The sequence below is a fragment of the Rhizobium sp. J15 genome (genome assembly GCF_002531825.1).
In the GTDB taxonomy this organism is placed as follows: Bacteria; Pseudomonadota; Alphaproteobacteria; order Rhizobiales; family Rhizobiaceae; genus Rhizobium.
Window position 1 is genome coordinate 1 of sequence record NZ_NWSX01000054.1, and the last position, 23,987, is coordinate 23,987.

At 62.5% G+C, this 23,987-nt stretch carries 20 protein-coding genes; 5 read left to right on the plus strand and 15 right to left on the minus strand.

The features are described from left to right. Nucleotides 1–212: 212 nt before the first annotated feature. The 9 genes from hpaD to CO670_RS28475 are packed head-to-tail and all read right to left on the minus strand — an operon-like array spanning nucleotide 213 to nucleotide 9,604. Nucleotides 213–1,193: a 3,4-dihydroxyphenylacetate 2,3-dioxygenase gene (hpaD, locus tag CO670_RS28435; RefSeq protein WP_097593336.1), complete on the minus strand. Its 981-nt coding sequence runs from the start codon at nucleotides 1,191–1,193 to the stop codon at nucleotides 213–215. 37 nt (nucleotides 1,194–1,230) lie between these two features. Beyond that, nucleotides 1,231–2,748 (minus strand): 5-carboxymethyl-2-hydroxymuconate semialdehyde dehydrogenase, encoded by a 1,518-nt coding sequence (hpaE, locus tag CO670_RS28440; RefSeq protein ID WP_097593337.1) that lies wholly within the window; start codon nucleotides 2,746–2,748, stop codon nucleotides 1,231–1,233. A 44-nt stretch (nucleotides 2,749–2,792) separates the two neighbouring features. Then, on the minus strand, nucleotides 2,793–3,179 hold the full coding sequence (locus CO670_RS28445) for a 5-carboxymethyl-2-hydroxymuconate Delta-isomerase (protein ID WP_097593339.1): 387 nt from the start codon (nucleotides 3,177–3,179) through the stop codon (nucleotides 2,793–2,795). Nucleotides 3,180–3,232: 53 nt separating this feature from the next. Next, nucleotides 3,233–4,252 carry a homoserine kinase gene (locus CO670_RS28450; RefSeq protein WP_097593340.1) on the minus strand — a complete coding sequence of 340 codons (1,020 nt, stop codon included), beginning with the start codon at nucleotides 4,250–4,252 and terminating at the stop codon, nucleotides 3,233–3,235. A 7-nt stretch (nucleotides 4,253–4,259) separates the two neighbouring features. Next, entirely contained in the window at nucleotides 4,260–5,543 is a 1,284-nt protein-coding gene (locus tag CO670_RS28455) for an aspartate aminotransferase family protein (RefSeq protein WP_097593341.1), read from the minus strand. A gap of 2 nt (nucleotides 5,544–5,545) precedes the next feature. Next, complete coding sequence (locus tag CO670_RS28460) at nucleotides 5,546–6,901, minus strand: aspartate aminotransferase family protein (protein ID WP_097593343.1); 1,356 nt, start codon at nucleotides 6,899–6,901, stop codon at nucleotides 5,546–5,548. 17 nt (nucleotides 6,902–6,918) lie between these two features. Next, nucleotides 6,919–7,569, minus strand: a complete 651-nt coding sequence (locus CO670_RS28465; protein WP_097593344.1) for an HAD-IA family hydrolase — start codon at nucleotides 7,567–7,569, stop codon at nucleotides 6,919–6,921. After that, complete coding sequence (locus CO670_RS28470) at nucleotides 7,566–8,819, minus strand: Tm-1-like ATP-binding domain-containing protein (protein ID WP_097593345.1); 1,254 nt, start codon at nucleotides 8,817–8,819, stop codon at nucleotides 7,566–7,568. The genes CO670_RS28465 and CO670_RS28470 overlap by 4 nt, the downstream gene beginning before the upstream one ends. Next, a complete protein-coding gene (locus tag CO670_RS28475; RefSeq protein ID WP_097593347.1) occupies nucleotides 8,819–9,604 on the minus strand; it encodes an IclR family transcriptional regulator in 786 nt (261 codons plus the stop codon). Before CO670_RS28475 ends, CO670_RS28470 begins: the two co-directional genes overlap by 1 nt. Before the next feature lie 322 nt (nucleotides 9,605–9,926). Here CO670_RS28475 and CO670_RS28480 point away from each other — a divergent pair, with 322 nt between their 5' ends. Further along, a complete protein-coding gene (locus tag CO670_RS28480; protein WP_097593348.1) occupies nucleotides 9,927–11,381 on the plus strand; it encodes an APC family permease in 1,455 nt (484 codons plus the stop codon). 58 nt (nucleotides 11,382–11,439) lie between these two features. Next, a complete protein-coding gene (locus tag CO670_RS28485) occupies nucleotides 11,440–12,918 on the plus strand; it encodes an aldehyde dehydrogenase (RefSeq protein WP_097593349.1) in 1,479 nt (492 codons plus the stop codon). A 312-nt stretch (nucleotides 12,919–13,230) separates the two neighbouring features. Here CO670_RS28485 and CO670_RS28490 read toward each other — a convergent pair whose 3' ends face one another. Then, nucleotides 13,231–13,743, minus strand: coding sequence for a flavin reductase (locus CO670_RS28490; RefSeq protein WP_097593351.1), 513 nt, complete (start codon nucleotides 13,741–13,743; stop codon nucleotides 13,231–13,233). Nucleotides 13,744–13,753: 10 nt separating this feature from the next. Then, nucleotides 13,754–15,316, minus strand: a complete 1,563-nt coding sequence (locus CO670_RS28495; RefSeq protein ID WP_097593352.1) for a 4-hydroxyphenylacetate 3-hydroxylase N-terminal domain-containing protein — start codon at nucleotides 15,314–15,316, stop codon at nucleotides 13,754–13,756. 92 nt (nucleotides 15,317–15,408) lie between these two features. Between CO670_RS28495 and CO670_RS28500 the strand changes: the two genes are divergently transcribed. Beyond that, nucleotides 15,409–16,281 carry a helix-turn-helix domain-containing protein gene (locus tag CO670_RS28500; RefSeq protein ID WP_097593353.1) on the plus strand — a complete coding sequence of 291 codons (873 nt, stop codon included), beginning with the start codon at nucleotides 15,409–15,411 and terminating at the stop codon, nucleotides 16,279–16,281. 34 nt (nucleotides 16,282–16,315) lie between these two features. On the opposite strand, the gene CO670_RS28505 is transcribed toward CO670_RS28500, so the two are convergent. From CO670_RS28505 to CO670_RS28515, 3 genes are all read right to left on the minus strand, one after another. Further along, on the minus strand, nucleotides 16,316–18,088 hold the full coding sequence (locus CO670_RS28505) for an SLC13 family permease (protein ID WP_097593355.1): 1,773 nt from the start codon (nucleotides 18,086–18,088) through the stop codon (nucleotides 16,316–16,318). Between the two features lie 126 nt (nucleotides 18,089–18,214). Then, on the minus strand, nucleotides 18,215–19,507 hold the full coding sequence (locus CO670_RS28510; protein ID WP_097593378.1) for a mechanosensitive ion channel domain-containing protein: 1,293 nt from the start codon (nucleotides 19,505–19,507) through the stop codon (nucleotides 18,215–18,217). A 134-nt stretch (nucleotides 19,508–19,641) separates the two neighbouring features. Beyond that, on the minus strand, nucleotides 19,642–20,445 hold the full coding sequence (locus CO670_RS28515; RefSeq protein ID WP_097593356.1) for a potassium channel family protein: 804 nt from the start codon (nucleotides 20,443–20,445) through the stop codon (nucleotides 19,642–19,644). Between the two features lie 211 nt (nucleotides 20,446–20,656). Here CO670_RS28515 and CO670_RS28520 point away from each other — a divergent pair, with 211 nt between their 5' ends. Then, a complete protein-coding gene (locus CO670_RS28520; RefSeq protein WP_097593357.1) occupies nucleotides 20,657–21,553 on the plus strand; it encodes a GGDEF domain-containing protein in 897 nt (298 codons plus the stop codon). 241 nt (nucleotides 21,554–21,794) lie between these two features. Here the strand turns inward: CO670_RS28520 and CO670_RS28525 are convergent, their stop codons facing one another. Further along, nucleotides 21,795–22,340 carry a DUF5086 family protein gene (locus CO670_RS28525; RefSeq protein WP_245426056.1) on the minus strand — a complete coding sequence of 182 codons (546 nt, stop codon included), beginning with the start codon at nucleotides 22,338–22,340 and terminating at the stop codon, nucleotides 21,795–21,797. 348 nt (nucleotides 22,341–22,688) lie between these two features. Here CO670_RS28525 and CO670_RS28530 point away from each other — a divergent pair, with 348 nt between their 5' ends. Then, nucleotides 22,689–23,876, plus strand: coding sequence for a hypothetical protein (locus CO670_RS28530; protein ID WP_097593360.1), 1,188 nt, complete (start codon nucleotides 22,689–22,691; stop codon nucleotides 23,874–23,876). Nucleotides 23,877–23,987 lie beyond the last annotated feature (111 nt).

The following is a 23,987-nucleotide window of genomic DNA, read 5'->3' on the forward strand; positions in this document are numbered from 1 at the left end:
TGTTGCGTCCTTCAATTGCATGACTGTCTCCTCTTTGCGGGAATTGCCCCTCATCCGGCTGCCGCAACCTCTCCGTCCCTCACCAAAGTCTCGCGGGGCACGTCCCCTCTCCCCGTCGAAACGGGGGTCCGAAGGACGGGTCGAGACGCGTGGCTCGACCCCGGCAGGTTAGGGTGAGGGGCGGCCACTCGTTGAATCGGACAGCAGTGGCTCTAAGGCGCGATGATCGGCTGCGCCTTCAAATCGGGCTCGACCACGTCGGCGCCGGCAAACAGGCTGCCGTGCTCGAACCAGGATTTCGGGGCCGGCGCGCCCCAGAGCGTCTGGCGCTGCGGATCCTTGAGGTCCCACTTGATCGGCTCCAGATCGGGATCGACCGTCTGGTAGTCCGAGCAGTAGATCTCGATGCGGTGGCCGTCGGGATCGAGGATATAGAGGAAGAAGGCGTTGGAGATGCCGTGGCGGCCGGGGCCGCGCTCGATGTTGGAGACCCAGCCGGTGGTCGCCATCAGGTCGAGCAGGTCGATGATGTTGAGCGGCGTCGGCACCCAGAAGGCGGTGTGGTGCAGGCGCGGGCCGCGGCCGTTGGTGAAGGCGATGTCGTGCACGCCGCCCTTGCGATGCGTCCAGGCGGCCCAGAGACGGCCGGTCTCGGCATCCTCGGTATATTCGGTGACGCGGAAGCCGAGCTCGTTGTAGAAGGCGACCGATGCGTCGACATTCGGCGAGAAGCAGTTGAAGTGATCGATGCGCAGCGGCTTGACGCCCTTGTAGAGCGCGTATTTCTGGTGGATCGGCGGCAGGCGGTCCATCTTCGAATAGAATTCGAGCGGGATGCCGTGCGGATCGCGGGTGCGGAAGGTGCGCGCCTGATAGGGGCGCTCGACCCATTCGACCGGCAGGTCCTTGCTCTTGAAGAAATGCGCGGCCTTGTCGAGATCTTCCTCGCCGAAGACCTTGAAGCCGAGATCGCGGGCTTCGGCCTTGGCGGATTTCTTCAGCACGATGCAGTGATGGCCGCGTTCCTCCATTGCCCTGAGGTAGATCGTATCGGCGGTCTCGTCCGTCACCTGCAGGCCGAGCGTGTCGACATAAAAGGCGCGCGACTTGGCGAGATCGGTGACGCCGAGTTCGACATGGCTGAGACGCACGATGTTGAAGGGCGGATAGAGATTGGGTGTCGGCAGGGGCATGGGTTCCTCCTCTTATGCGTACTTATCTATTGGCGGCTCAGCCGCCGAGTTTCTGGATGGCGTGCGGCTTGGTGGCGAAGGCGACGTTCTTGGTTTCCATGTAGAAATCGAAGGACCAGTCGCCGCCGTCGCGGCCGATGCCTGAGTTCTTGACGCCGCCGAAGGGCGTCGGCAGATGGCGGACGTTTTCCGAGTTCACCCAGATCATCCCGGCATCGAGATGGTCGGTGAAGCGGAAGGCGCGGGTGACGTCCGAGGTCCAGAGATAGCCGGTCAGCCCGTACTGGACGTCGTTGGCGAGCGCCAGCGCATCGGCCTCGTCTTTGAAGGGAATGGCCGTCAGCACCGGCCCGAAGATTTCCTCCTGGGCGATGCGCATCCGGTTGTCGGCGCCGGTAAAGAGGGTAGGGGAGACGTAGCAGCCGCCACCCGGGCCATCGAACTTCTCGCCGCCGGCAGCCAGTGTCGCGCCTTCGGAGCGGCCGATCGCGATATATTCCAGCACCTTCTTTTCGTGCACGGGATGGATAAGCGGTCCGATCACCGTCTCGGGATCGAGGGGATGGCCGACCTTGATGCGTCTCGCCTTTTCGGCGACGAGCGCAGTGAATCGGTCATAGACGCTGTCTTCGACCAGCAGGCGCGAGGACGAGGTGCAGCGCTCGCCGTTCAGCGAATAGATCATGAAGACGGCGGCATCGGCCGCGCGCTCGAGATCGGCATCGGCAAAGACGATGACGGGGTTCTTGCCGCCGAGTTCGAAATGCACGCGCTTCAGCGTGTCGGCGCCCTGCTTCATGATCATCGAGCCGGTGCGGCTCTCGCCGACGAAGCCGATCGCCTTGATCAGCGGATGTTCGGTCAGCGCCTTGCCGGCATCCTCGCCGAAGCCGTTGACGAGGTTCCACACGCCCTTCGGCAGGCCGGCCTCCTCGGCGATCTCGACGAGCAGGCGGGCGGTCAGCGGCGAGAACTCGGCCGGCTTGTGGACGATGGTGCAGCCGGCGGCAAGGGCCGGCGCGATCTTCCAGGTCGACAGCATGAAGGGCGTGTTCCACGGCGTGATGATGCCGACCGGGCCGATCGGCACGCGCGTCGTCACGTTCACCTGGCCGTCGGCGCGCAGCGCCTTGCCGTCGCGGGCCTCCGGCGCGCGGTCGGCGAAGAAGCGGAAATTCTCCGCGCCGCGCAGCGCCGCCTTGGCCATGAACTTCAGCGACTGGCCGGTATCCATGCATTCGACGAAGGCGATCTCTTCGGCACGTGCGACGATCGCGTCGGCTATTCTGTGCAGCAGCTTCTTGCGCGCATCGCCCGGCATGGCGGCCCATTCGGCAAAGGCCGATTTGGCGGCCCTGGCGGCGCGGTCTATATCGGCGGCATTGCCGCGCGCGACGGTGGCGAGCGGCTTCAGATCGACCGGCGAGAGGGTCTCGAAGGTGGCGCCGTCACCGCCTGCCACATCCTCGCCACCGATGCGGTTGAGGACGCCGCGCTCCTTGAAGCGGGCAAGATAGGTTTCGGCCTTTGCGATGTTTTCCTGCAATGTCGGCATCGTCGATTTTCCTGATGTTGTCTCGTTCCGCGAGGCGGGGTCTGTCATTTGCCGCGCAGCCGCGGATGGATGGCGTTCTTCTTCCAGCTCAGCTCCGCATCGATCTCGCGGATCTCTAGCGACAGCGCGAAATGCGGCGTCTCGAAGAGCGGGCCGAGGACGTCCGTCGCCGCCGCAAAGATCGCTTCGCCCGTGCGCTTCTTCTCCTCGGCCGTTCGCCCCTTGCCGATGCGGAAGTTCAGATCGACGAAGGCGTTCTCGGCAAGCTGATCGGCAATCGCATAGTGCTCGGCGCGAAAAGCGCGCACGCGCACCGCGCCGATCTCGAACAGGCCCGTCTCCAGCACGGTCTTCAGCAGCCTCTCGCAAAGCACGCCGATATCGGCGCGGCCGTCGAGATTGGCCGAATATTCGATGGTGAGATGCGGCATCGATCCTCCCCGATCCATATTTACTTAACACGTTAATAAATTTATCGAAGATGTCAAGCGCCGGCATCGAGCTTTCTTGCGAGCTCCAGACTTTCGGCGACATAACGCGACAGGCGTTCGGCAGCGCCCGGGATTTCAGGCCGTTCGGCAAGCCAGCCGATATAGGTGAGGCTCCGCAGAACCATGAACAGCGGCAGGCTTTGCAGCGCCGCATCGGAAAGCCCGCGCCGGCTGCGATAGCCTGCGATCAAGGCATTCTCGATGGCAGGGTAGGCGGGCTCCTGGCGGTTCTTCAGCAGGGCCGTGGCGAGGTCGAAGAGACGGAAGCCATAGCCGGCATCGTCGAAATCGATAAAGGCGACCTGGTTTTCCTCTCCCGTCAGGAAGACGTTCTCGCGCACCAGATCGGCATGGATCAGGCCATAGTCGAGGCCGTTTCGCTGCGCATCGCCGAGACGGCGGCGCAAGTCGTCGCGCACTGCCGAGAGTGCGGTGGCCTCGTCGCGCGAAAGCCCCGGACAATCCCAGAAGCGGCCCCAGAGGGGCGCTTCTCCAAGCAGGCCTTCGGCGTCCCATGCGGGGCGGCGGAACCCTGGCGGCGGCGTCCATGCATCGGCAAGATCATGCAGGGTCGCCATCGCATGGCCTATGCGGAAGAAGAGATCCGCCTGGCTTTTCGCCGATTGCGACAGCGGGGTGCCGGTCTGCCCGAGCGCTGCGCCGTCGATCCAGCTGACGACATCGGCATGCTGCTCGGGAAATTTTCGAGTTGCCGGCAGGCGGACGAGGTTGCGCCCGTCGCCTGTTGGCACGGGGCTCGGCACATCGAGGCCGCCATGCCGCAGCGCCGCCATGAAGGCGAGTTCCGAGCGCAGGCTCGTCTCGTCGTGATAGCCCGGTCGATGCAGCCGCAGGGCGGCGGATTGCCCGTCGGCGAGAGTGATGCGGAAGACGGCGTTCTCCCGGTATTTCAAGAGGACCGGTGCGTCCGCCAGAACCGCCCAATGTTCGAGCGCTTCCAGCGAGCGTTCCTGCAGTGCATCCCGGATGGTTTGCGGCAACTGATCGGCCATCTCAGCCTCACAGGCCCGACAGCACGTCGTCGAAGACCGACAACATCAGATCGGCGTTTTCCCGCGAAAACGGCATCGGCGGGCGGATCTTGGTGGCGCATTGATGGATGCCGATCTTGCCCATCAGCACGCCGCGCTCGCGCATTTCGTTGACGATCCGGCTCGCTTCAGCAACTGCCGGCCCCTTCGTCGCCCGGTCCAGCACGAATTCCATGCCCATGAACAGGCCGCTGCCGCGCACGTCGCCGATGATCGTGTGTTTTTGCGCCAGCCGCTTGAAGGCGTCGCGGGTATATTCGCCGACATTGCGGGCGTTCTCGACCAGCTTCTCATCCTCGATCACGTCGAGCACCGCCATTGCGGCCGCGCAGGAGACGGGATTTCCGCCGAAGGTGTTGAAGTAGCGGAAGGCCTTGCGGAAAGCGTTCAGCACCTCGGCATTGGCAACGACGCCGCCAACGGGATGGCCGTTCGCCATCGGCTTGCCGAGCGTCACGATGTCAGGAACGACACCGGCCCGCTGATGGCCCCACATATCAGAGCCGGTGCGGCCGAAGCCGGGCTGTACCTCGTCGGTGATGACAAGGCCGCCGGCCTTGCGGACGGCCGCGACCGTCTTGTCCAGGAAGCCAGGCGGCAGGTCGGGAAAGCCTTCATTGGCGAAGAACGGATCGATGATCAGTGCGGAAAAACCGTGCGGGCTCTCCTGCAGCGAGGCGATCGCCGCCTCGACCTCGGCCGCGAAGGCCATGGCAAAGGCCTCGCCGCCTTCGCCGCCGAGCGGGCGGTAGCTGTCGGGCGCCGGCACATGGCGGACATGGCCGCCAAAGCCGCCGACCGGCGGCATGCGGGTCGAGAGCTGCGATACGGCGGCCGTATTGCCGTGATAGGTGTGGTTGGTGGCGATGACGCCGGTCTTGCCGGTCACCGCCTGAGCCATGCGCAGCGCCACATCGTTCGCCTCGCTGCCGGTGCAGGTGAGGATCGCGGCGTCGAGGCTCCTGTCGAAAGTCGCCGTCAGGCGCTCGACATAATCGAGAATGCCTTCGTGCAAATACCGCGTGTGGGTGTTCAGCGTCGAAGCCTGCCGGGTGATCGCTTCGACCACGCGCGGATGGCAATGGCCGACATGCGGCACGTTGTTGTAGCAATCGAGATATCGCCGGCCGTCGGCATCCCAGAGCCAGACGCCTTCGCCGCGCACCAGATGCACCGGATCGTCGTAAAAGAGCGACATGTTGCGGCCGAGAAGCCGCTCACGCCGGGCGATAAGAGCTGCGTTGTCGTACATGATCAGCTCTCCGCGGCGGCAAGGCCGGCGTCGAGCGCCGTCAGGATCCTCTGCACATCGCCTGACGTGACGATCAGCGGCGGCGACATGATGACATTGGCGCCGGAGGTGCGCACCAGCACGCCGGCCTCATAGGCGGCATCCTGCACCGTCTGCAGGACATCCTTCGATGCGGCGCTCTTCTTCTTCCGGTCGCTGACGAGTTCGAGCGCGCACATCAGGCCCTTGCCGCGCACGTCGCCGATCAGCTCATGCTTGTCCTGCAGCCTCCGGAGGCCGGCGATGAGTTCCTCTCCGCGGGCGGCGGCATTGGCGGCGACGTTCAGCCGCTTCGTCTCCTTCAAGGTCGCAAGGGCGGCGGCCGCACCCGTCGGATGACCGGAATAAGTATAGCCATGACCGATGCTGCCGAACGCACCCTTGCTGCCTTCGAACACTTCCGCCACCTTGTCGGAGATCATGACGGCGCCGAAGGGGAAATAGCCGTTGGTGATTGCCTTGGCGGTCGACATCAGATCCGGCTTGACGCCCCAGAGACGCGATCCCGTCCAGGCGCCGGTGCGGCCGAAAGCGGTGATGACCTCGTCGGCGATCAGCAGGATACCGTGACGGTCGCAGATCTCGCGCATCAGCGGCAGGAAGGTCTCGTGCGGGACGATGACGCCGCCGGCGCCCAGCACCGGTTCGACGATCAGGGCGGCGATGGTATCGGCACCCTGGAAGGCGATCTCATCCTCGAAGAGACGGCCGATCGCGGCGGCGATCTCCGCGCCATCCATCGTGTCGAACGGGTTGCGATAGGGAAACGGCGCCGGCAGATGGATGACGCCGGGCAGCAGCGGCTCGTAATTGCGGCGGAAATTCTGGTTGCCGTTGACGGAGGCGCCGCCGAAATGCGTGCCGTGATAGCCCTTCTTCAGCGCCACGAATTTGGTGCGCTCCGGCTGCCCGTTGATCTTGTGATATTGCCGGGCCAGCCGCAGGCAGGTTTCGACCGAATCCGAGCCGCCCGAGGTGAAGAAGGAGCGGCTCAAACCGTCCAGCCTGAACCATTCGGCGAGCTCGTAGGAGAGTTCGATCAGCGGCGAGTTGGTCGTGCCGCGGAATGTCGAATAATAGGGCAGCTCGTCGAGCTGGTCGCGGATCGCCTTTTTCACCGGCTCGCAGGAATAGCCGAGATTGACGTTCCAGAGGCCGCCTACGGCATCCAGCACCTTCTTGCCGTGGATGTCGACGATCTCGACGCCTTCGCCCGCATGGATGATGCGCGGCGGCTGCGCCTGCATTTCGGCCGGATGGGCCATCGGGTGCCACATATGGCGGGCATTGTTCTCGATTATGAAATTGGTTTCACGCATCTCAGTTCCTCTCGGGTTCAGAGGCCCAGCATCGCAAGCGCGCGGGCATAGCTTTCGGCAGGGCGGGTGACGTCGAAATGCACATGCGGCAATCCGACGGCTTCGGCGCCTTCGATGTTCTTCTTCTGGTCGTCGACGAAAACGCAGGCTTCGCGCGGCAGGCCGAGTTCGGACAGCACCTGCTCGTAGGCGCGCGGATCGGGCTTGAGGATCTTGGTGTAGGTGGCGTCGACGATGACGTCGAAGAGGTCGATCAGCGGGAAACGCTGGCGGAATTCGACGCCGTAGAAAAGATCGAGTTCGTTCGACAGGATAGCGAGCTTCAATCCCGCGTCCCTGGCCCGCAGGATGGCGTCTCGGGCCTCCGGCCGCAGCACCAGTTCGGGCTCGGCGCCACGGGCGCGGCGCACGAAGGTCTGCATGTCGGCCCAGTTCTCGCCGACCATCCGGCCGATCTCGCCGGCGCGCGTCAGCCAGTAATCGCGTTCGGTGATCTCGCGGTTCTGCATTTTCACCCAGAGCGGATCGGTCGCGGTGTCGAACGGGCCGCGCCAGGTGAGCGAGCCCGGGGAAAGGCCGAGCGTGCGCTCGGTGATGTCATGCGTCTCGAACAGGGTGCGGGTGACCACGCCGCCGAAATCGAGAATGAGGGCGCGTTCGCTCGTCATGGCCGTCCTTCCGGAATGATGCCCTCGGCCACCCAGCTGTCGAAAACGGCAAGGGCTGCGGCCGAAAAGGATGGAGAATTGATATGCGCGTCGACTTCCTGGAAGATGACGGATGGCGGGATGGCGCGGCGCACCTCGTCGAGGAAGGCCGCGAGGCCTTCCGGATCATGCAGCGGCTCCTCCGGCTTGTCCCATTCCTGCAGCCCTTCGGTCGGCAGCAGGAAGGCGACCCTGGCCTCGGCCCCCGCCAGTTTCCGGCCGATCACCCGTGCCACTTCCCGCCGCCCATCCGGCGAGGTCGTCACCGATCCGATCAGCCGGTTATGGGCATGGTAGGGGCGATCGGCGAAGATATCCGGCAGCGTCTGCCAGGCCTGGAGATCGACCATGTCGACGGCGCCGGGCGCAACGATCTGCGGAATGCCGGCCCGTCCTGCATTTTCGAGCCTGTCCGACCCTGACGTTACCACCGTGCCGTAATGATGGTTGCTGACCTCCTGGATGCAGAAGTCGAAGACGGCGGCAAAGCCGGCCTCAGCGGCGATGGCTTCGAAAGCGCGGCCGCCCATGCCGGTCGAATGGAAGACGGCGAGATCGTAGCCGCGCTTTTCCAGTTCGGGCCGCAGATGCTTCATGTATTTGAGGCAAGAAGAGCCGAGCGAGGTCATGCCGATCAGCGGGCGGGTACGATCCGGTTTGGTTCCGTGCTTTGCCGCGCCGACGACCGCGCCGCAGGCCTGCGACAGCACCGAGCGGCAGATGCTGTTGAGGCCGTAAAGGCCGCCGGCCCACAGGATCATCATCAGGTCGGGTGCAATGCGCTCGGGCGGGATCAGATGGGAATAGGCGATGGTCGAAACCACGAATTTCGGAACACCAAGCGGCAGGACGGCGGCGACGTCGAGGGCCAGATCCGTACCCATCGAGCCGCCAAGCACGATGATGCCGTCGACGAGCCCGTCCCTGTAGAGCCGCAGCGTCAGCGCCGCCGCACCGCTGGCCATCGCCGCCATGGCGCTGTTTTCATCGCCACTTTCGGCGATCGCCGCAATCGAGGTGGCAGCGGCCTTGGCGATGTCGTGCTTGGAATAATCGGGAACGTAAGGCGGGTCGCCGAGAATGCTGACATCGACCATGACGGGGTGGCCGCCGGCTTCGGCGATGACGGACGCCATGAATTGCAGTTCATCGCATTTGGTGTCACCGGTTCCGATGACGAGGATCTTTGGCGAGGGAGCCGCAGGGCTCATCAATCTCTCCTCCTGGTTTTTGGACTGGTTCCCGTGAGTCTTTCCGACCCGTAGTATTTTTCTGAAATCGCATTGGCGGCGGCGATGGCCTGCGCGCCGAATTCGTGAATCGCTGTCTTCGTCGTGCGCGAGAGCGGGGCGGCCACGGCCACGCAGCCGACCGGCCGGCCGTCCGGCGCACGCACCGGTGCCGCGGCACTGATGACGCCGGCTTCTAGGCCCTGATGGCTGATCGAAAAGCCGCGTGCGGCCGTCTCCTCGAGCAGGCCGCGGATCAGTTCAGGATCGACGACGGTATGGTCGGTGAATTTTTCGAGCGGCTTTTGCAGCGCTGCGTCGATCTCCCTGGGTGGGCAGAAGGCGAGGAAGGCAAGGCCGGATGCGGTGGCGTGAAAGGGCAGGATGCTGCCGACATCGACGATGATGCGGTGCGCGCGCGGCGGATCCTCCACATGGATGGTCGACAGCCTGCCGCCGGAAAATTCGGAGAGATGCACCGTCTCCGCCGAGGATTCGGCGAGCGTCTTGATGAAGGGCACGGCCACCCGCAGGAAGGGGTAGCGGGCCTCGCGGATGCGGGCGAGGCGAACCGGCGCCGAGCCGATCCGGTAGCGGCGGCTATCGGCATCCTGCTCGACGAAGCCGTGTTTTTCCAGCTCGACGAGAAAACGCCGCGCCGTCGCCTTGTCGAGCGAACACAGGCGGGCGATGTCGGTCAGCCCCACCTCCTTGTCCAGCCGTGACAGGGTGTCCAGCAATGAAAGCGCCTTTCCGATCGTGCTCATCGTTCTTCCTCTTGGGGTAGGGTTCATGTCCCGGCTTGTCGCATCCGGCTTTACGCCATCCGCCAAATCAGCCCGCAAACCCTGTGCCGCGGCACGATGGCAGCGACCCAAGATACTTAACATGCGAAATAACTTGACAGAGGCCGGGATTGTTTGCAAGTCTATATTTGAAGCTGAGGTTCAAATAATGAACCATAAGCGCTGACGGCGGCAAAATCAACAAAAGCCGAAAACACCGCTCGTCAGTCCGGTTCTGGTGGAGGTCGCCTGCGCGCAATCGCAGCGATGATCGGATACTCTTACGCAAGGGGAACGAAGACAGATGAATACGCAAAATTCGCATGGCCCGGCTGAGAACCAGCTGCGCAAGAACAGTCTCGGCGTCGGCGCCGTGACCTTCCTGGTGGTTTCGGCCGCCGCACCGCTGACGGCGGTCGCCGGCGGCGTGCCGCTGTCGATGATGCTCGGCAACGGGCCGGGCATTCCGCTGACCTTCCTGCTGGTGACCGGCATCCTGCTGCTGTTTGCCGTCGGCTACGTCGCCATGGCGCGCCATATCCGCAATGCCGGCGCCTTCTATGCCTATACCGCGCAAGGGCTCGGCGGCCTGATGGGCGGGGCGGCGGCGCTGATCGCGATCCTCGCCTATAACGCCATGCAGATCGGCGTTCTCGGCCTCTTCGGCGCGGCGACCAAGGGCTTTTTCGCCGAGCAGATCGGCCTCGACCTTCCCTGGTGGGTCTGGAGCTATATCGGCATCGCCTTCGTCGCCGTTTTCGGCTACCGCCGGGTCGATCTCTCGGCCAAGGTGCTGATGGTGCTCGTCATTCTCGAATATCTCGTCGTCCTCGTCATCGACGCGGCGATCTTCGTCAAGGGCGGCGATGCCGGCCTTTCCGCCGCGCCGTTCACGCCGGCCGCCTTCTGGAGCGGAACGCCGGCCGTCGGCCTGCTGTTCTGCTTTGCCGCCTTCATCGGCTTCGAGGCGACGACGATCTACAGCGAGGAAGCGCGCGAACCGCACAAGACCGTGCCGCGCGCCACCTATATCTCCGTGCTGATCATCGGCCTTTTCTATATGCTGACCTCCTGGCTGATGGTGAACGGCGCCGGCGTCGACAAGCTGGTGCCCGAGCTTCAGGGCCTCGCCGATCCTACCACCTTCCTCTTCGGCCTTGCCGAGCGTTATGTCGGCCACTGGATCACCGTGGTGATGAGCGTCCTCTTCATCACCAGCCTGTTTGCCGGCGTCCTTGCCTTCCACAACGGCGTTGCGCGTTACATGTATGTCGCCGGCCGCGAGGGCCTGCTGCCGAAGTCCGTCGGCGTCACGCATCCGGTCTTCCAGAGCCCGCATGTCGGCTCGATCATCCAGACCGTCATTGCGGTTCTCGTCGTGGCGCTCTTTGCGCTGACCGGCCAGGATCCCGTTCTGGCGCTGTTTTCGTGGCTGACCAATGTCGCGACGCTTGCCATCATTCTGCTGATGGCCTTCACCGCCTTTGCGATCGTCGTGTTCTTCAGCCGCAATCCGGGGCTCGAACACAATGTCCTGGCCGTCAAGATCTTGCCTGTCGTGACAGGACTGATCCTGCTGGCGCTGGTCTATTATATCTCAGCGAATTTCGGCGCGATCGCCGGCGCCAACGGCGTGCTCGCCGTGTTCCTGCCGGGTCTCGTGCTGATCGCCGGGATTGTCGGACTGCTGGCGGCGGCACGGCTGAAATCGGCGGATGCCATCGGCTTTGCCCGGCTCGGCGCCGGCCAGGAAGCCTGACGCAAACCCTGTCAACGGTGGCGGAGCATATCCGCCACCCTTTTCGTGAGAGCATGAGATGCAGGACAAGATCGATCAGTTGCGGATGCTGCCCGTTCCCTCCCAATCGCTGTTCATCGACGGCGCCTGGCGCCCGGCCGTCAGTGGCGCCGCGATGGATGTCATCTCGCCGATCGACGGCATGAGGTTGACGACGATCGCCGATGCCGGCGCCGAAGATGTCGACCGGGCGGTCAAGGCGGCGCGCCGCGCCTTCGAAAAGGGCGGCTGGTCGAGGGCAGCGCCTGCCGAGCGCAAGAAGGTGCTGCTGAAGATCGCCGAACTGATCGAGAAGAACGCGCTCGAACTCGCCGTGCTCGGCGTGCGCGACAACGGCACGGAAATCTCCATGGCGCTGAAGGCCGAGCCGGGCAGTGCCGCCGGCACCTTCCGCTATTATGCCGAGGCGATCGACAAGGTCTATGGCGAGATTGCCCCAACGGCCGACAACATTCTCGGCCTCGTTCACCGAGAGCCGGTGGGCGTCGTCGCCGCCATCGTGCCATGGAATTTTCCGATGATGATCGGCGCCTGGAAAATTGCGCCGGCCCTTGCGGCCGGCAATTCCGTGGTGCTGAAACCGGCCGAGGGCGCGTCGCTGACGCTGCTGCGGCTTGCCGAGCTTTGCGCCGAGGCGGGATTGCCGGATGGCGTGCTCAACGTCGTCACCGGGCGCGGCGCCGTCAGCGGCGAAGCCCTTGGGCTGCACATGGATATCGACGTGCTGGCCTTTACCGGCTCCGGCCCGGTCGGCCGCCGGCTGCTCGAATATTCGGCGCGCTCCAACCTGAAACGCATCTATCTGGAACTCGGCGGCAAATCGCCGAACATTGTCTTTGCCGATGCGCCGGATCTCGATCAGGCGGCCAAGGTCTCCGCCTACGGCATCTTCCGCAATTCCGGCCAGGTCTGCGTCGCAGGCTCCCGCCTGCTTGTGGAAAAATCGATCCATCAGACGTTTTCGGAAAGGGTCGCCGGCATTGCCGCGGCCATGAAGGTCGGAGACCCCTTGCAGCTCTCCACCGAGGCCGGCGCGATTTCAAGCGACGTTCAGCTGCAGAAGGACCTCGGCCATGTCGCCCAGGCCTTGTCGGAAGGTGCTCAATTGCGCACCGGCGGCACGCGCATTCTGGAAGAGACGGGCGGCTATTACATGCGCCCGGCGGTCTTCGATGTCACGCCATCCATGACGCTTGCCCGCGAGGAAGTCTTCGGGCCGATCCTGTCGATCATTCCCTTCGAGACGGAAGCGGACGCCCTGCAGATCGCCAACGCCACGGAATATGGCCTCGCCTCCGCCGTCTGGACCTCGAACCTGTCACGCGCCCACCGCATGGTGCGCGGCATCCGCGCCGGCGTCGTGCACGTCAACACCTATGGCGGTTCAGACAACAGCGTACCGCTCGGCGGCGTCAAACAGTCGGGCAACGGCCACGACAAATCGCTGCATGCGCTCGATAAATATGTCGATCTGAAAACGGCCTGGGTGCAGCTCTGAGGGAGTATTTCTCCGGGACTGATGCGAAGATCGGCATTGTTGACCACACGATAAAAGCCGTCCGGAGACCGCCTCCTTCAGGCGGCTGACAAACCACTGCAAAACCCGCGACGTCATCCTCGGCCTTGTGCCGAGGATCTGCCACGGTCCAATTAAGTGTCTGAAAATGAATGTTTTCCTGCCAAGCAATTACTGTGGTCAGATGCTCGGCACAAGGCCGAGCATGACGAAGGAGGCTTTGTCGACAAGCCGAAGGATAACGTCCGGAGACGGCATCCTTCGTAGTATTTGTATCGAAGAGGAGCCGGCGGCCTATCCTCCAAAACTGCCGGCCTGTGTCGGTACATGCACATAATTCCGGTCGAAGTAGAGCAGGGCGTGGCCATCGACGCGGCTTCTTATGTCGATGACTTCGCCGATGAAGATATTGTGCGTGCCGACGAGGCGGACTTCGGTCAGGCGGCAATCGAAGGAGACGATGGCGTCGCTGAGCGCCTGGCTGCCCGAGCGGAACTCGGTCCATTCGGCGGCCGCATAGCGCTCGTTCATATCAGCCCGCTGGCCGGCGAAATAGCCGGCGAGATCCTTGTGTTCCTGGGTCAGCACGTTGACGCAGAAGCGGCGGTTTTCGAAGAACAGATCCGTCTGGGCCGAGCGGCTGTTCATGCAGACGAGCAGGGTCGGCGGTTCGTCCGTGACGCTGCACATGGCGGTGGCGGTGAACCCGCCGCGCCCGGCGGGTCCGTTGGTGGTGATGACGTTAACCGGGGCGCAGACCCTGGCCATCGCATCGCGGAACTCGGTTTTCGAGATTTGCTCCTCCATGACAGTCTCCTCATTCGGCCGCGTTGCGGATGGAGGATGCCTGATCGAGCGGCGGCAGCCAGGTGTCGCCGGTCCAGCCGGTTTCGTCGTAATCGCTCATGCATTGGTCGACGAGCGCTTCCATCTCCCTCAGCCGCCCGCCGCGCTCGGCGCCCTTCAGCACCTGCAACCGGACTTCCTCGGGCGCGCCCGCATAATTGAGTTCGTAGAGCGCGTGGCGCCCGCCGAATTCGGTGCCGGTCGCATCCCACAGCAGTTTCATGATCTTGATGCGCTCGATATGGCCCATATCGTTGGAGCCGCGCACATATTGGGCGAGATAGCGGTCGATCTCAGGATTTCCGAAATCCTTCGCCGAGGAGGGGAGATAGATCAGCCCCGAGGCGACGACCTTGCGCACCGTCTCGATGACGCGCGGATAGGCCTCCGACATGAAGGTCCGGTAGGAAAGGGCGGCCTCCATGTTGGGCAATACGGCGCCGTTCGCCCATGGCTGCGGATTGTGGGCCATGGCGTTGGAGAAGGACCAGAACATGTGACGCAGCGCGATGACCTCGCCGAGTGCCGCCTGATTGCCGCGGAAGGCGTCGCCGCCGGTGGCGCGCAACGCCTTGGCCAGCAACCCAGCCATAAAGTCCAGCTTGACGGCAAAGCGCGTGCAGCCCTGGAAGCAATAGCCGTGCATGAAGCCGGAGGCCGGGTGGAAGGACAGGATCTTGGCGGCATCGCGCAGGACCAGCACGTCCTCCCAGGGCACGAAGACATTGTCGAGCACCAGGATCGCGTCGTTCTCGTCGAAACGCGACGACAGCGGATAGTCGAAGGGATGGCCGGCCGTGTTGGCGGTCTGCTCGTAGGAGACGCGGCAGAACATCTTGATCCCGGGCGCATTCATCGGGACGATGAACATGACCGACAGCGAGGGGTCCTCCGTCACCGTCGCCGAGCTCTGGGCAAGGAAGTTGTAGTGGGTCAGGGCCGAGGAGGTCGCCACTACCTTGGCGCCGGAAACATAGATGCCGGCATCGGTTTCCTTGGTGATGTGAACGAAGACATCCTTGACGGCATCGGCCGGCTTGTGGCGGTCGATCGGTGGATTGACGATCGCGTGGTTCATGAACAGCACGGATTCCTGCGCGCGCTTGTGCCAGGCGAGCGCATTGTCCTTGAACGGCCCGTACCAGTCGGCATTGGCGCCGAGCGTATTCATCAGTGCCGCCTTGTAATCGGCCGTGCGGCCCATCCAGCCGTAGGACATGCGCGCCCAATCGGCGATGGCGCCCTGCTGGGCCGCAAGTTCGGCGGAGGATTTCGCCACCCGGAAATATTTGTGGGTATAGCCGCCATTGCCGGTATCGGTCGGCGAGGTCAGGCGGTCTTTGGTCTTCTCGTCGTGCAGCGCGTCATACATCCGCGCGATCGAACGGGCGGAATTGCGCATGGAGGGATGGGCCGTCACATCGGCGATGCGCTCGCCGTTGATATAGACCTCGCGCCCGTCGCGCAGGCTCGCGAGATATTCGGCGCCGGTAAACGGTCTTGTCTTGTCGCTGCGGTGATCTTCGGCTCGCATAAGCATCTCCTCCCTGTGATGGGACGAAACTAAGCGCGAACGGCGCGCGCGGCCATGGACAAAGCCCGCAATTCGCTGGTACTTTTTCCGGCATGATGATGCGAAAAGAGGTTCCGAATTTCTTCGTCTATGGCGAGCCGAGCCGTTCGCTCGAGGTCGGCTTCCTGCATGTCGAGACGGTGATGGAGCGGAAAACCGTGCATTTCGGCCATGTCTCTCCGCACAAACATCCGCTGATGGGGCAGATCACCTACTGGTTTCAGGGAAGCGGAACCTATCGGATCGAAGACGAGAGTTGGAATTTTTCCGCTCCCGCCGTGAGCTTCGTGCCAAGCAATGTGGTGCATGCATTCGATGTCGACGAAAACGCCGACGCGATCGTCGTGTCGATCTCCGACGATATGCTGAAGGCGATCGCGCCGCAGGTCGTGCTCGATCTCGACGCGCCGATCTTCCTGACCGGCCAGCCGGCCGATCGGGTATGGCCGAAGCTTAAGGTATTGCTCAACATGATCTTTGAGGATTATCGCGAGCGGGGCGCTGAAGGCGAAAAGGTGCTCTCCGGCCTGATTTCAGCCGTGCTTTCGCTGATGGGCCGCATCGGCGGCCGCGTGGCTCTGCCGTCCACGTCGCCAACCGTCTCGCTCGGTCTGGCGCTGCGTCGCGAGATCGATCTGCATTACAGGAAGGATTGGCCAGTCGGGACCTATGTGACCCTGCTTGCGACCACGCCGCATCTTCTCGACAAGGCGGCCCGCGAGGTCTTCGGGCGGTCCGTCAAGGAGCTGCTGTTGGAACGGCGGCTGCTGGAGGCCAAGCGCCTTTTATTGTTCACCATCCGCTCCGTCGAGGACATCGGCCAGGAGGTGGGCTTTGACGACCCGGCATATTTCTCGCGCTTTTTCCGCAGGATGACGGGAGAGGCCCCGGCAGCGTGGCGCCGTCATCATCTGCAACAGGCATGATGACTCTCCGTCGCGCGGGAGGGCCAATACGTTTTCATCGAACCGGCCAGACATAAAGCAGAGCGGGCACGCTGACGAGAATTATCAGCAGGGACAGGGGCAGGCCGAGCCTCGGATAATCGGAAAACTTATAGCCGCCAGGCCCGAATACCAGCGTGTTGCATTGGTGGCCGACAGGGGTCAGAAAGTCGCAGCCGGCGCCGATAGCGACGGCCATCAGGAAGGGTTCGGGTCTGAAACCGAGGTTTGTCGCGAAACTTGCGGCGATCGGGCCCATCACCAGCACGGTCGCGGCATTGTTGAGAAATGGCGTTACCGCCATGGCGGTCACCAGGATCAATGCCAGCGCACCCCATGGCGGCAGACCTGCCGCAGCGCCGCCAAGCCAGCCTGCGATCAGCTCGCTGCCTCCTGATGTGCGCAGCGAATCCGAGACCGGGATCAAGGCTGCGAGCATGACGAGGATCGGGCCATCCACGGCCTTATAGACATCGGCCAGCGGGATCGCACGAAACACGACCATTCCGAGCGCGGCGGCAAAGAACGCGACGGGTACTGATGCGATTCCCACGGCCGTCGCCGCCATGGCGAGGGCCAGGATAACGAGCGGGACGAAAGCGCGGCGCCGGGTGCCGAGCAGCACCTCACGCTGGGCAAGCGGCAACAGGGCAAAGTCCTGCAGCAGGGCGGTCAGGCTTGTACGGCTGCCCTGCAGCACGAGCACATCCCCCGTTGCCAGCGTCAGGCTGCCGAGCCTCTCCTTGAGGCGTTCGCCCCCGCGGCTGATGGCCAGGAGATTGACACCCCGGGTATAGGAAAGCGCCAGTTCCTTGGCCGACAGACCGGCAAGCGAGGACTCCTGGCCAACGATCGCTTCGAGGGAAATAATGTCTGCTTGCGGCTGGCCGTTCTCGCGCAAGGGTTTTCCCGAAAGCTGAAGCTTGCCTCCCGACACGAGGCGGTCAATCGCGGCGGACGGGCCTTCCAACAGGACAATGTCGTTCTCGCGCAATCTGAGGTCCGGGAAGGGAGCCATGCGGGTGGCGCCGCGCAGCACGGCGGTGGCGATGACCTCGCCGTCACCTATTTTGAGCAAGGCGCTCAACGGCTCCTCCCGCAGGATCGACCCCTCCGGGATCGTCACTTCGCTCGCATAGTTCTTGATTTCGATGGCGTCTTCGATCGAGCTGTTCTGCTTTGTGCGGCTCGGCACCAGCCAGTGGAAGAACAGAAGGAATGCGATACCGACCACCGTCAGGAGGGCGCCGACGGGGGTAAAGTCGAACATGGTGAAGGAGTCGCCGGTCAACTCCTCCCTCAGCCGCGATACGACAATGTTCGGCGAAGTCCCGATCTGGGTCATCAGCCCGCCAAGCAAGGCGGCGAACGCCATCGGCATCAAGTATCTCGATGGCGATACGCCGGACTTTTTCGCAAACTGGAACGCGACCGGCATCATGATTGCCAGCGCGCCGATATTCTTGATGAAGGCGGAAAGCACGGCCACCACGACCAGGAGAAGCGCCAGCTGCGTGGGCAGCGTGTTGAGGTTCGGGAAAAATTTCTTGATGGCCGTATCGACGATGCCGGACCGCGCGACGCCGGCGCTGACGATCAGGGCGCTGCCGACGATGATGACGATATCGTCGGCAAATCCCGAGAACGCCTTTTCCGGCGGCACGATGCCGATGGCCACTGCGATGACCAGGGCGCAGCAGGCAACGATGTCGTAACGAAACCGGTCCCAGATGAACACTGCCATCATGACCGCGATGACGGAGAAGGCGAATATCTGTTGCGTCGTCATGGGGTTCCACAAAACAAAGCTGAAATGTCACGGACGGGCAGGCGATACAAAGGCGCCGCTGCAAACGAAGCGGAGATCGGCAAGTTCCCAGATGCGATTCTCATCGGCAAGTGTTGGAGCAACGGATCAGTCCGGTTGTTTGATTTCGACAGGGCTTTTCATGATGATTTCATGATGTGGGAACGGGATCGATATCCCGGCTTTCTTGAAGGCGTCCCACAGCGCCATCAGAACCTGGCCGCGAACATTGGTCAGCCCGTTCGCCGGATCCGAGATCCAGAAGCGAAGCCGAAAGTCGAGCGAGGATGAGCCGAAAGCGGTCAGCCAGCAGACGGGTGGGTTGTACCGGTTTTCGACCCGGGCCACGGTCGATGCTGTCGCTATGGCGATCTTGACGACCTGATGCGGATCGCTGTCATAGGAGGTCCCGAAGTCAACGTCGATACGGACGAAATCACTGGAGAACGACCAGTTGACCACCTGCTGCGATATGAAGTGTTCATTCGGAATGAGGTATTCCTTGCCGTCGCGGGTGATGACGGAAACGAACCGCGAGCGCAGGTCGCGGATCGATCCGAAGGTGTCGCCGAGCGTGATCGTGTCGCCCGGCTTGATCGACTTGTCGAGCAGGATGATGATGCCCGAGATGAAGTTCGATACCACTTTCTGAAGGCCGAAGCCTATTCCGACGCCGACCGCGCCTGAGAAAACGGTCAGCGCCGTAAGGTCGACGCCAGTCGCCGACAAGGCGATGGCTCCCGCGATCATGATCAGGCTGATCTTGATGAATTTGCTGATCAGGACCTTGATGGAAGGCGACAAGTCGGCCGACCGCTGAACCGAATTGGAAAGCACATTTCCGACGAGAACGGCAATCCAGATCAAGGCTATCGCCAGCACCACGACTTTGAGCACAAGCAAAAGCGAGAATCGCACCGCGCCCAGATTGATCGCAAGCCCGTCGAGAGCAGACAGAACCGGTCCGTCGAGGCCGACTGCATAAAGGGCAATGTAGCTCCAGCTGCCGATCGCGACGGCCCGTGACAGGGTTGGATTGCGGATGATCTTGGTCAGGACGGAGATGACGAACCATGCGGCCGCCAGCGTTAGAGCGGTGGAGACCAGCCAGCGCTGCGAGGGCCAGGCACTCATGCTCAGCACGACGTTGGCGAGCCACAGCCAGGCCACCAAGAAAAGCCACATAAGCCGGCGCATAAGAGCAATGATGACCCGAAGCAGGTCTGGATTGCCCTTGATCAGGCGCGCTCTTGCTTCCATTGCAGGCTCGGTGCGTGAGGCAAGGAAGGACGCAAAGCCATAGCCGGCCGCGATGATCGCGAGCTGATAGAACGTCCATTCGTTCAGGACGAATGTCGTCAGCCACCGCTCGGCGATCTCGGTCATCTGCTTGATATTCATGATGATGATCCGATGAATGTCAGCTGGATAAAGCGATCGCATGAGTTTAGTTCATTTGGAAGCAACACGCACCGGCATTCCTCCGAAGACTGAATGATCCCCATGATCTCGGCCACCGGACGCCAACAGACTGGTCAGTCGTCGAAGTCAGGAATGTTCAGCAGTTCGCCGCAAGCCTTGCAATGCACCGCGTCTACATCGTGCCTCTGGAGCCCGCATCTGGGGCAGGGGAAGTTGACCTTGTGCGGGCGCACCACCGCCTGCGCAAGACGGACGAAAAGCGAAATGCCGACGATCATCGTCACCACCGAGGTCAGCTTTCCGAGTGTCCCCGGCAGGGTGATGTCTCCGAACCCGGTCGTCGTGATGGTTGCCACCGTGAAATAGAGGGCATCGACGAAACCCTCTCCGCCCGGCCTGCCGTAAAAGAAGCCCGTGTAGACGAAACCGGTGACCAGAAAGAGAAAGACCAGGAAGTTGAGGCAGGCGCGCACGACATCCTGATACCGGATGCAGCCGGCGCGGCGCAGACCTTCGCGCAGCAGGGGGCTCTTGCCGATCGCCCAGATCCGCATGGCGCGGAGGAAGGCGAAGTTGAACAGCAAGTCCGGGAACAGGAGCGTTGCCAGAATGACGAGATCCACCCAGGTCGTCAGCCGCCGCAGGAAACTGGCCGGGCGGTCGGCGGCAAGCGCCCGCGCCGCCAGCTCGCAGCCGATCCAGGCTGCGATGGCATAATCGATGACGAGATAGGAGGGGCCGCTCCTGAAATAGGGGCCGAGAATGAAGAACACCAGAATGCCGATGTCGATCGACGCCAGCAGCGCCTGCCAGCGCAGCGCCCAGCGGTCCCGGCCATGCTCTATACGGCGAATGGTGGTCCGGAGACGGGCGAGCCTTCTGGAGAACGAGCGGTGCGGGCGACGAGGCAGATCCATGCCGGGGCAGATATGAGCCGATCGGCAGCGGTCAAGAACGCCTGAACGGCAGCGTCCTCGTTTTCCCGCCGCCTGCCGATGTTTCGCGGGCCTGTCCCGAGCGCGCGTCACCTAGTGGATATAGCCTGCTGGAACACGGCTTTCGCCCGAAAGGTCTTTCCTCCCGCAATCCGCGCGATATGATGCTATCGGCAACCAGGCGGGGTTCGATATGGATGAGATCGTCGAACAGCTTCTGCAGCTTTCTGCGAACACCTCGACGCTCATGGCGGTCTATGATGCCGATGACCGGCTGCGATATGCCAACAGGGCGTTCCGTTCGGCCTATTTCATCGAACCTGACGAGAGCCCGCTTTGGCCGGATCTGATGCGGCGGAATTTCGAGCTTGGACGGGGGACGGTCATTCATGCGAGCAATTTCGAGGAGTGGCTGCGCTCGACCCAATCCCGCCGGGGCAAGATCGGCTACCGGGCGTTCGAAACCGACCTGGTGAACGGCCGCTGGCTCTGGATGACCGAGGCCGTCCAGAAGAACGGCTGGATGCTGTGTGTCGCGAGCGATATCACCAGCCTGCGCGCCGAGGAGCGAAGCGTCCGGCAGGACCGGGACCTGGCGATCAAGGCCTCTCAAACCGATGAACTGACCGGGGTTGCCAACAGGCGCTTCGTCATGGCGCGGATAGAGGACATGCTCGTCGCCGCCAAGGACGGCGGCGCGGGATGCCTGGCTGTATTCGACATCGACAATTTCAAGCACATCAACGATAGGCTCGGCCACCATGCCGGCGATCTCGTGCTGCGGGACTTCGCGCAGCGAATCCATCAGCATGTCCGGCGCAGCGACTGTTTCGGGCGTGTGGGAGGAGAAGAATTCGTTCTGGCGATGCCTGGAACCTCTGTGGAGGACGCCATCGAGATCATCGAACGCATGTTGATGATGATCCGGTTTTCCCGCCCGCTGACGGAATCGCCCGATTTTTCCTACACCTGCTCGGCCGGGGTTGCCGCCTGCCTGACGGCGGACAGCGCGCCCGAACTCTATCGACGCGCCGACCAGGCGCTCTATGCCGCCAAGCTCAGCGGCCGTGATCGGGTCCGCGCCGCTTGAGGGTCGACGCAAAGACGGATTGAGAAGAACGCAGTAACGTGTTGAACTGCCGCGCAGTTTTCTCCTTGAGCGGTTTCCGGTTTAAGGAATTTTGCTGCAGCGTCTCTCTAGAGTTTTGAAAGTTCCATAAGCTATCTTATGCCACAAAAGCAATTTATAGTTGAATTCTTCTCCGCTTCACACCTTTTCAGGGCTACACCCTCATATCCCAGCAGCATGGACGAACGCTATCATCTCCCCCTCAGTCGGAACCGGCATTCTTCAGGCAACTGAGGATCGTCTTATCGCAAACAGGCGTTTCGGCGCGTATCGCCGGATCATTCAGCCATCGGCGATAAGTCCCGAGAAACTCGACATCCTTGTAGGCGTATGTCTTCGCCTTCCGTTTGATCCGGCTGGCCTCCAGAGCCTGCGGCGTGACGACGAGATGATGGGCGAGTTCCTTGAAGACCCAGGGGTCGGTGCCTTTCTTCTTCTCAAGGACGCGCAGGTGAAGATACGGATCGTCGGCGCGGCCGGTGGTTTTATAGACGTCGGCCCATCTTACGGTGGAGGAAGACACGGACAGGACGACGGTCTCCGTCAGCTGCTGAGCATGCGCCGAGGCGCCCGCCAAAGCGAAAACAAAAGTAAAACAGCCGAAAAGACGCATAAATTCCCCTGCTCCTCCTGTGGCGCACCCGTGGTGGAGAATATTGCCACGGCCTGCGGCGGTTTCGTGGTCATTGAGCCGATCACACGTCCCGCTCTTCCGGCCGGATCCCCGCACATCTGCTTCGATTCTCAATCGAAAGGCGAAGAATCGTTAACTTCGCCTAAACCAGATCGTTGGGTAAGGGCGGGCCGCCCAGCCGGGCGCGATCCAAACGACGGCAGGGCGATTGATTCCGAATTGGAAATCTATATGCAAAAGGTTGCAAGATTCGCGGAGATATACGAATGAGACGCCGCCCTCCCCGCGGCCGCACGATAGTTCTTCTGCCGGAGCTTTCAGCTCTCACAATCCGTCGTCCCGCAATCACGCCAACAGGATGATGCCGCAGCACACGGCCCTTGTTCGTGCCGTCTCGCAGCCTCTTCGACCAAGGGCAAAGAGAGCTGCTTCTCACATCCATTTCTCCAAAAGGACCTTTCGATGAAACATATACGCAATCTCCAGCTGATGACGGCAAGCGCTGCATTCCTGACGCTTGCCGGCCCGGCCTTCGCCCTGGACGGCGAGGACATGATGAAGAAGTTCAATGCAGCCACCAGCGCCGGCGGCACGGTCATCACCTTCGAGAAAGCTGAAGTCGATGGCGACACCGTCAAGGCATCGGGCGTCAAGGTTGGATTTGCGAGCCTGCCCGGCGACAAGCTTGATATCGGCGATGTCACCTTCGAGGGCGTGAAGGAGACCGACGGCGGCGGCTACTACGCCAAGTCGGTCGCCTTCCCCGACGTCGACATGAAGCAGGAGGAAGGCCATTTTTCCGCGAAGGACATCCTGATTCAGGGTCTCACCATCCCCGCCCATGCCGGCGGCGCGACGCTCGACGACATGATGCTCTATGAGGTCGTCAGCACCGGCCCTATCGCTGTCAACATCAAGGGCAAGGACGTCCTCTCGATCGAAAGCACCGAATCCGATCTCGGGCGCGAGGATAACGGCTTCACCTACGACGCCAATGTCACCGGTCTGAAGATCGACCTCTCGCAGGTCGAGGATCCCGCTTCGAAAGACGCGATCGAGAAGCTGGGACTGACGACGCTCGACGGCGCCGTGACGATGAAGGGCAGCTGGGAGGCCGAGAGCGGCAAGATCGCGGTCGACGAATACGCCTTCGACTTCAAGAATGTCGGCCGGCTGAACCTCGCCGTCGATATCTCCGGCTATACGCTCGATTTCATCAAGACGCTGCAGGAAGCGGTGAAGACGGCCGAAGCCAACCCGAACAAGGAAGAGGCAAACCAGGCAATGGGCCTCGCCATGATGGGCATGATGCAGCAGCTGACGTTCAACAGCGCCGAACTGCGCTTCGACGACGCTTCCATCACCAAGAAGGCGCTTGATTATGCCGGTTCGCAGCAGGGCGTGACAGGCGACGAGCTCGCACAGTCGCTAAAGGGCCTCGTGCCTGTCATGCTGGCCCAGCTCAACCTGCCGGAACTGCAGAACCAGATCTCGGCCGCCGTCAACGCCTATCTCGACGGCCCGAAGAGCCTGACGATAAGCGCCGCGCCGGAAAAGCCGGTGCCCTTCCCGATGATCGTGGGAGCGGCCATGGGCGCGCCGAACACGATTCCCACGGTGCTCGGCGTCAAGGTGACCGCGAACGACTGAGCGTTCCGCAGGGCCGCCCAAACCTCTTGCGGGGCCGCGTGTCTGAAAAGACCCGCGGCCCTTGAACATTTCCATCCCTCGCATGGGGCTTGACATCAACTCGCAAGCTCG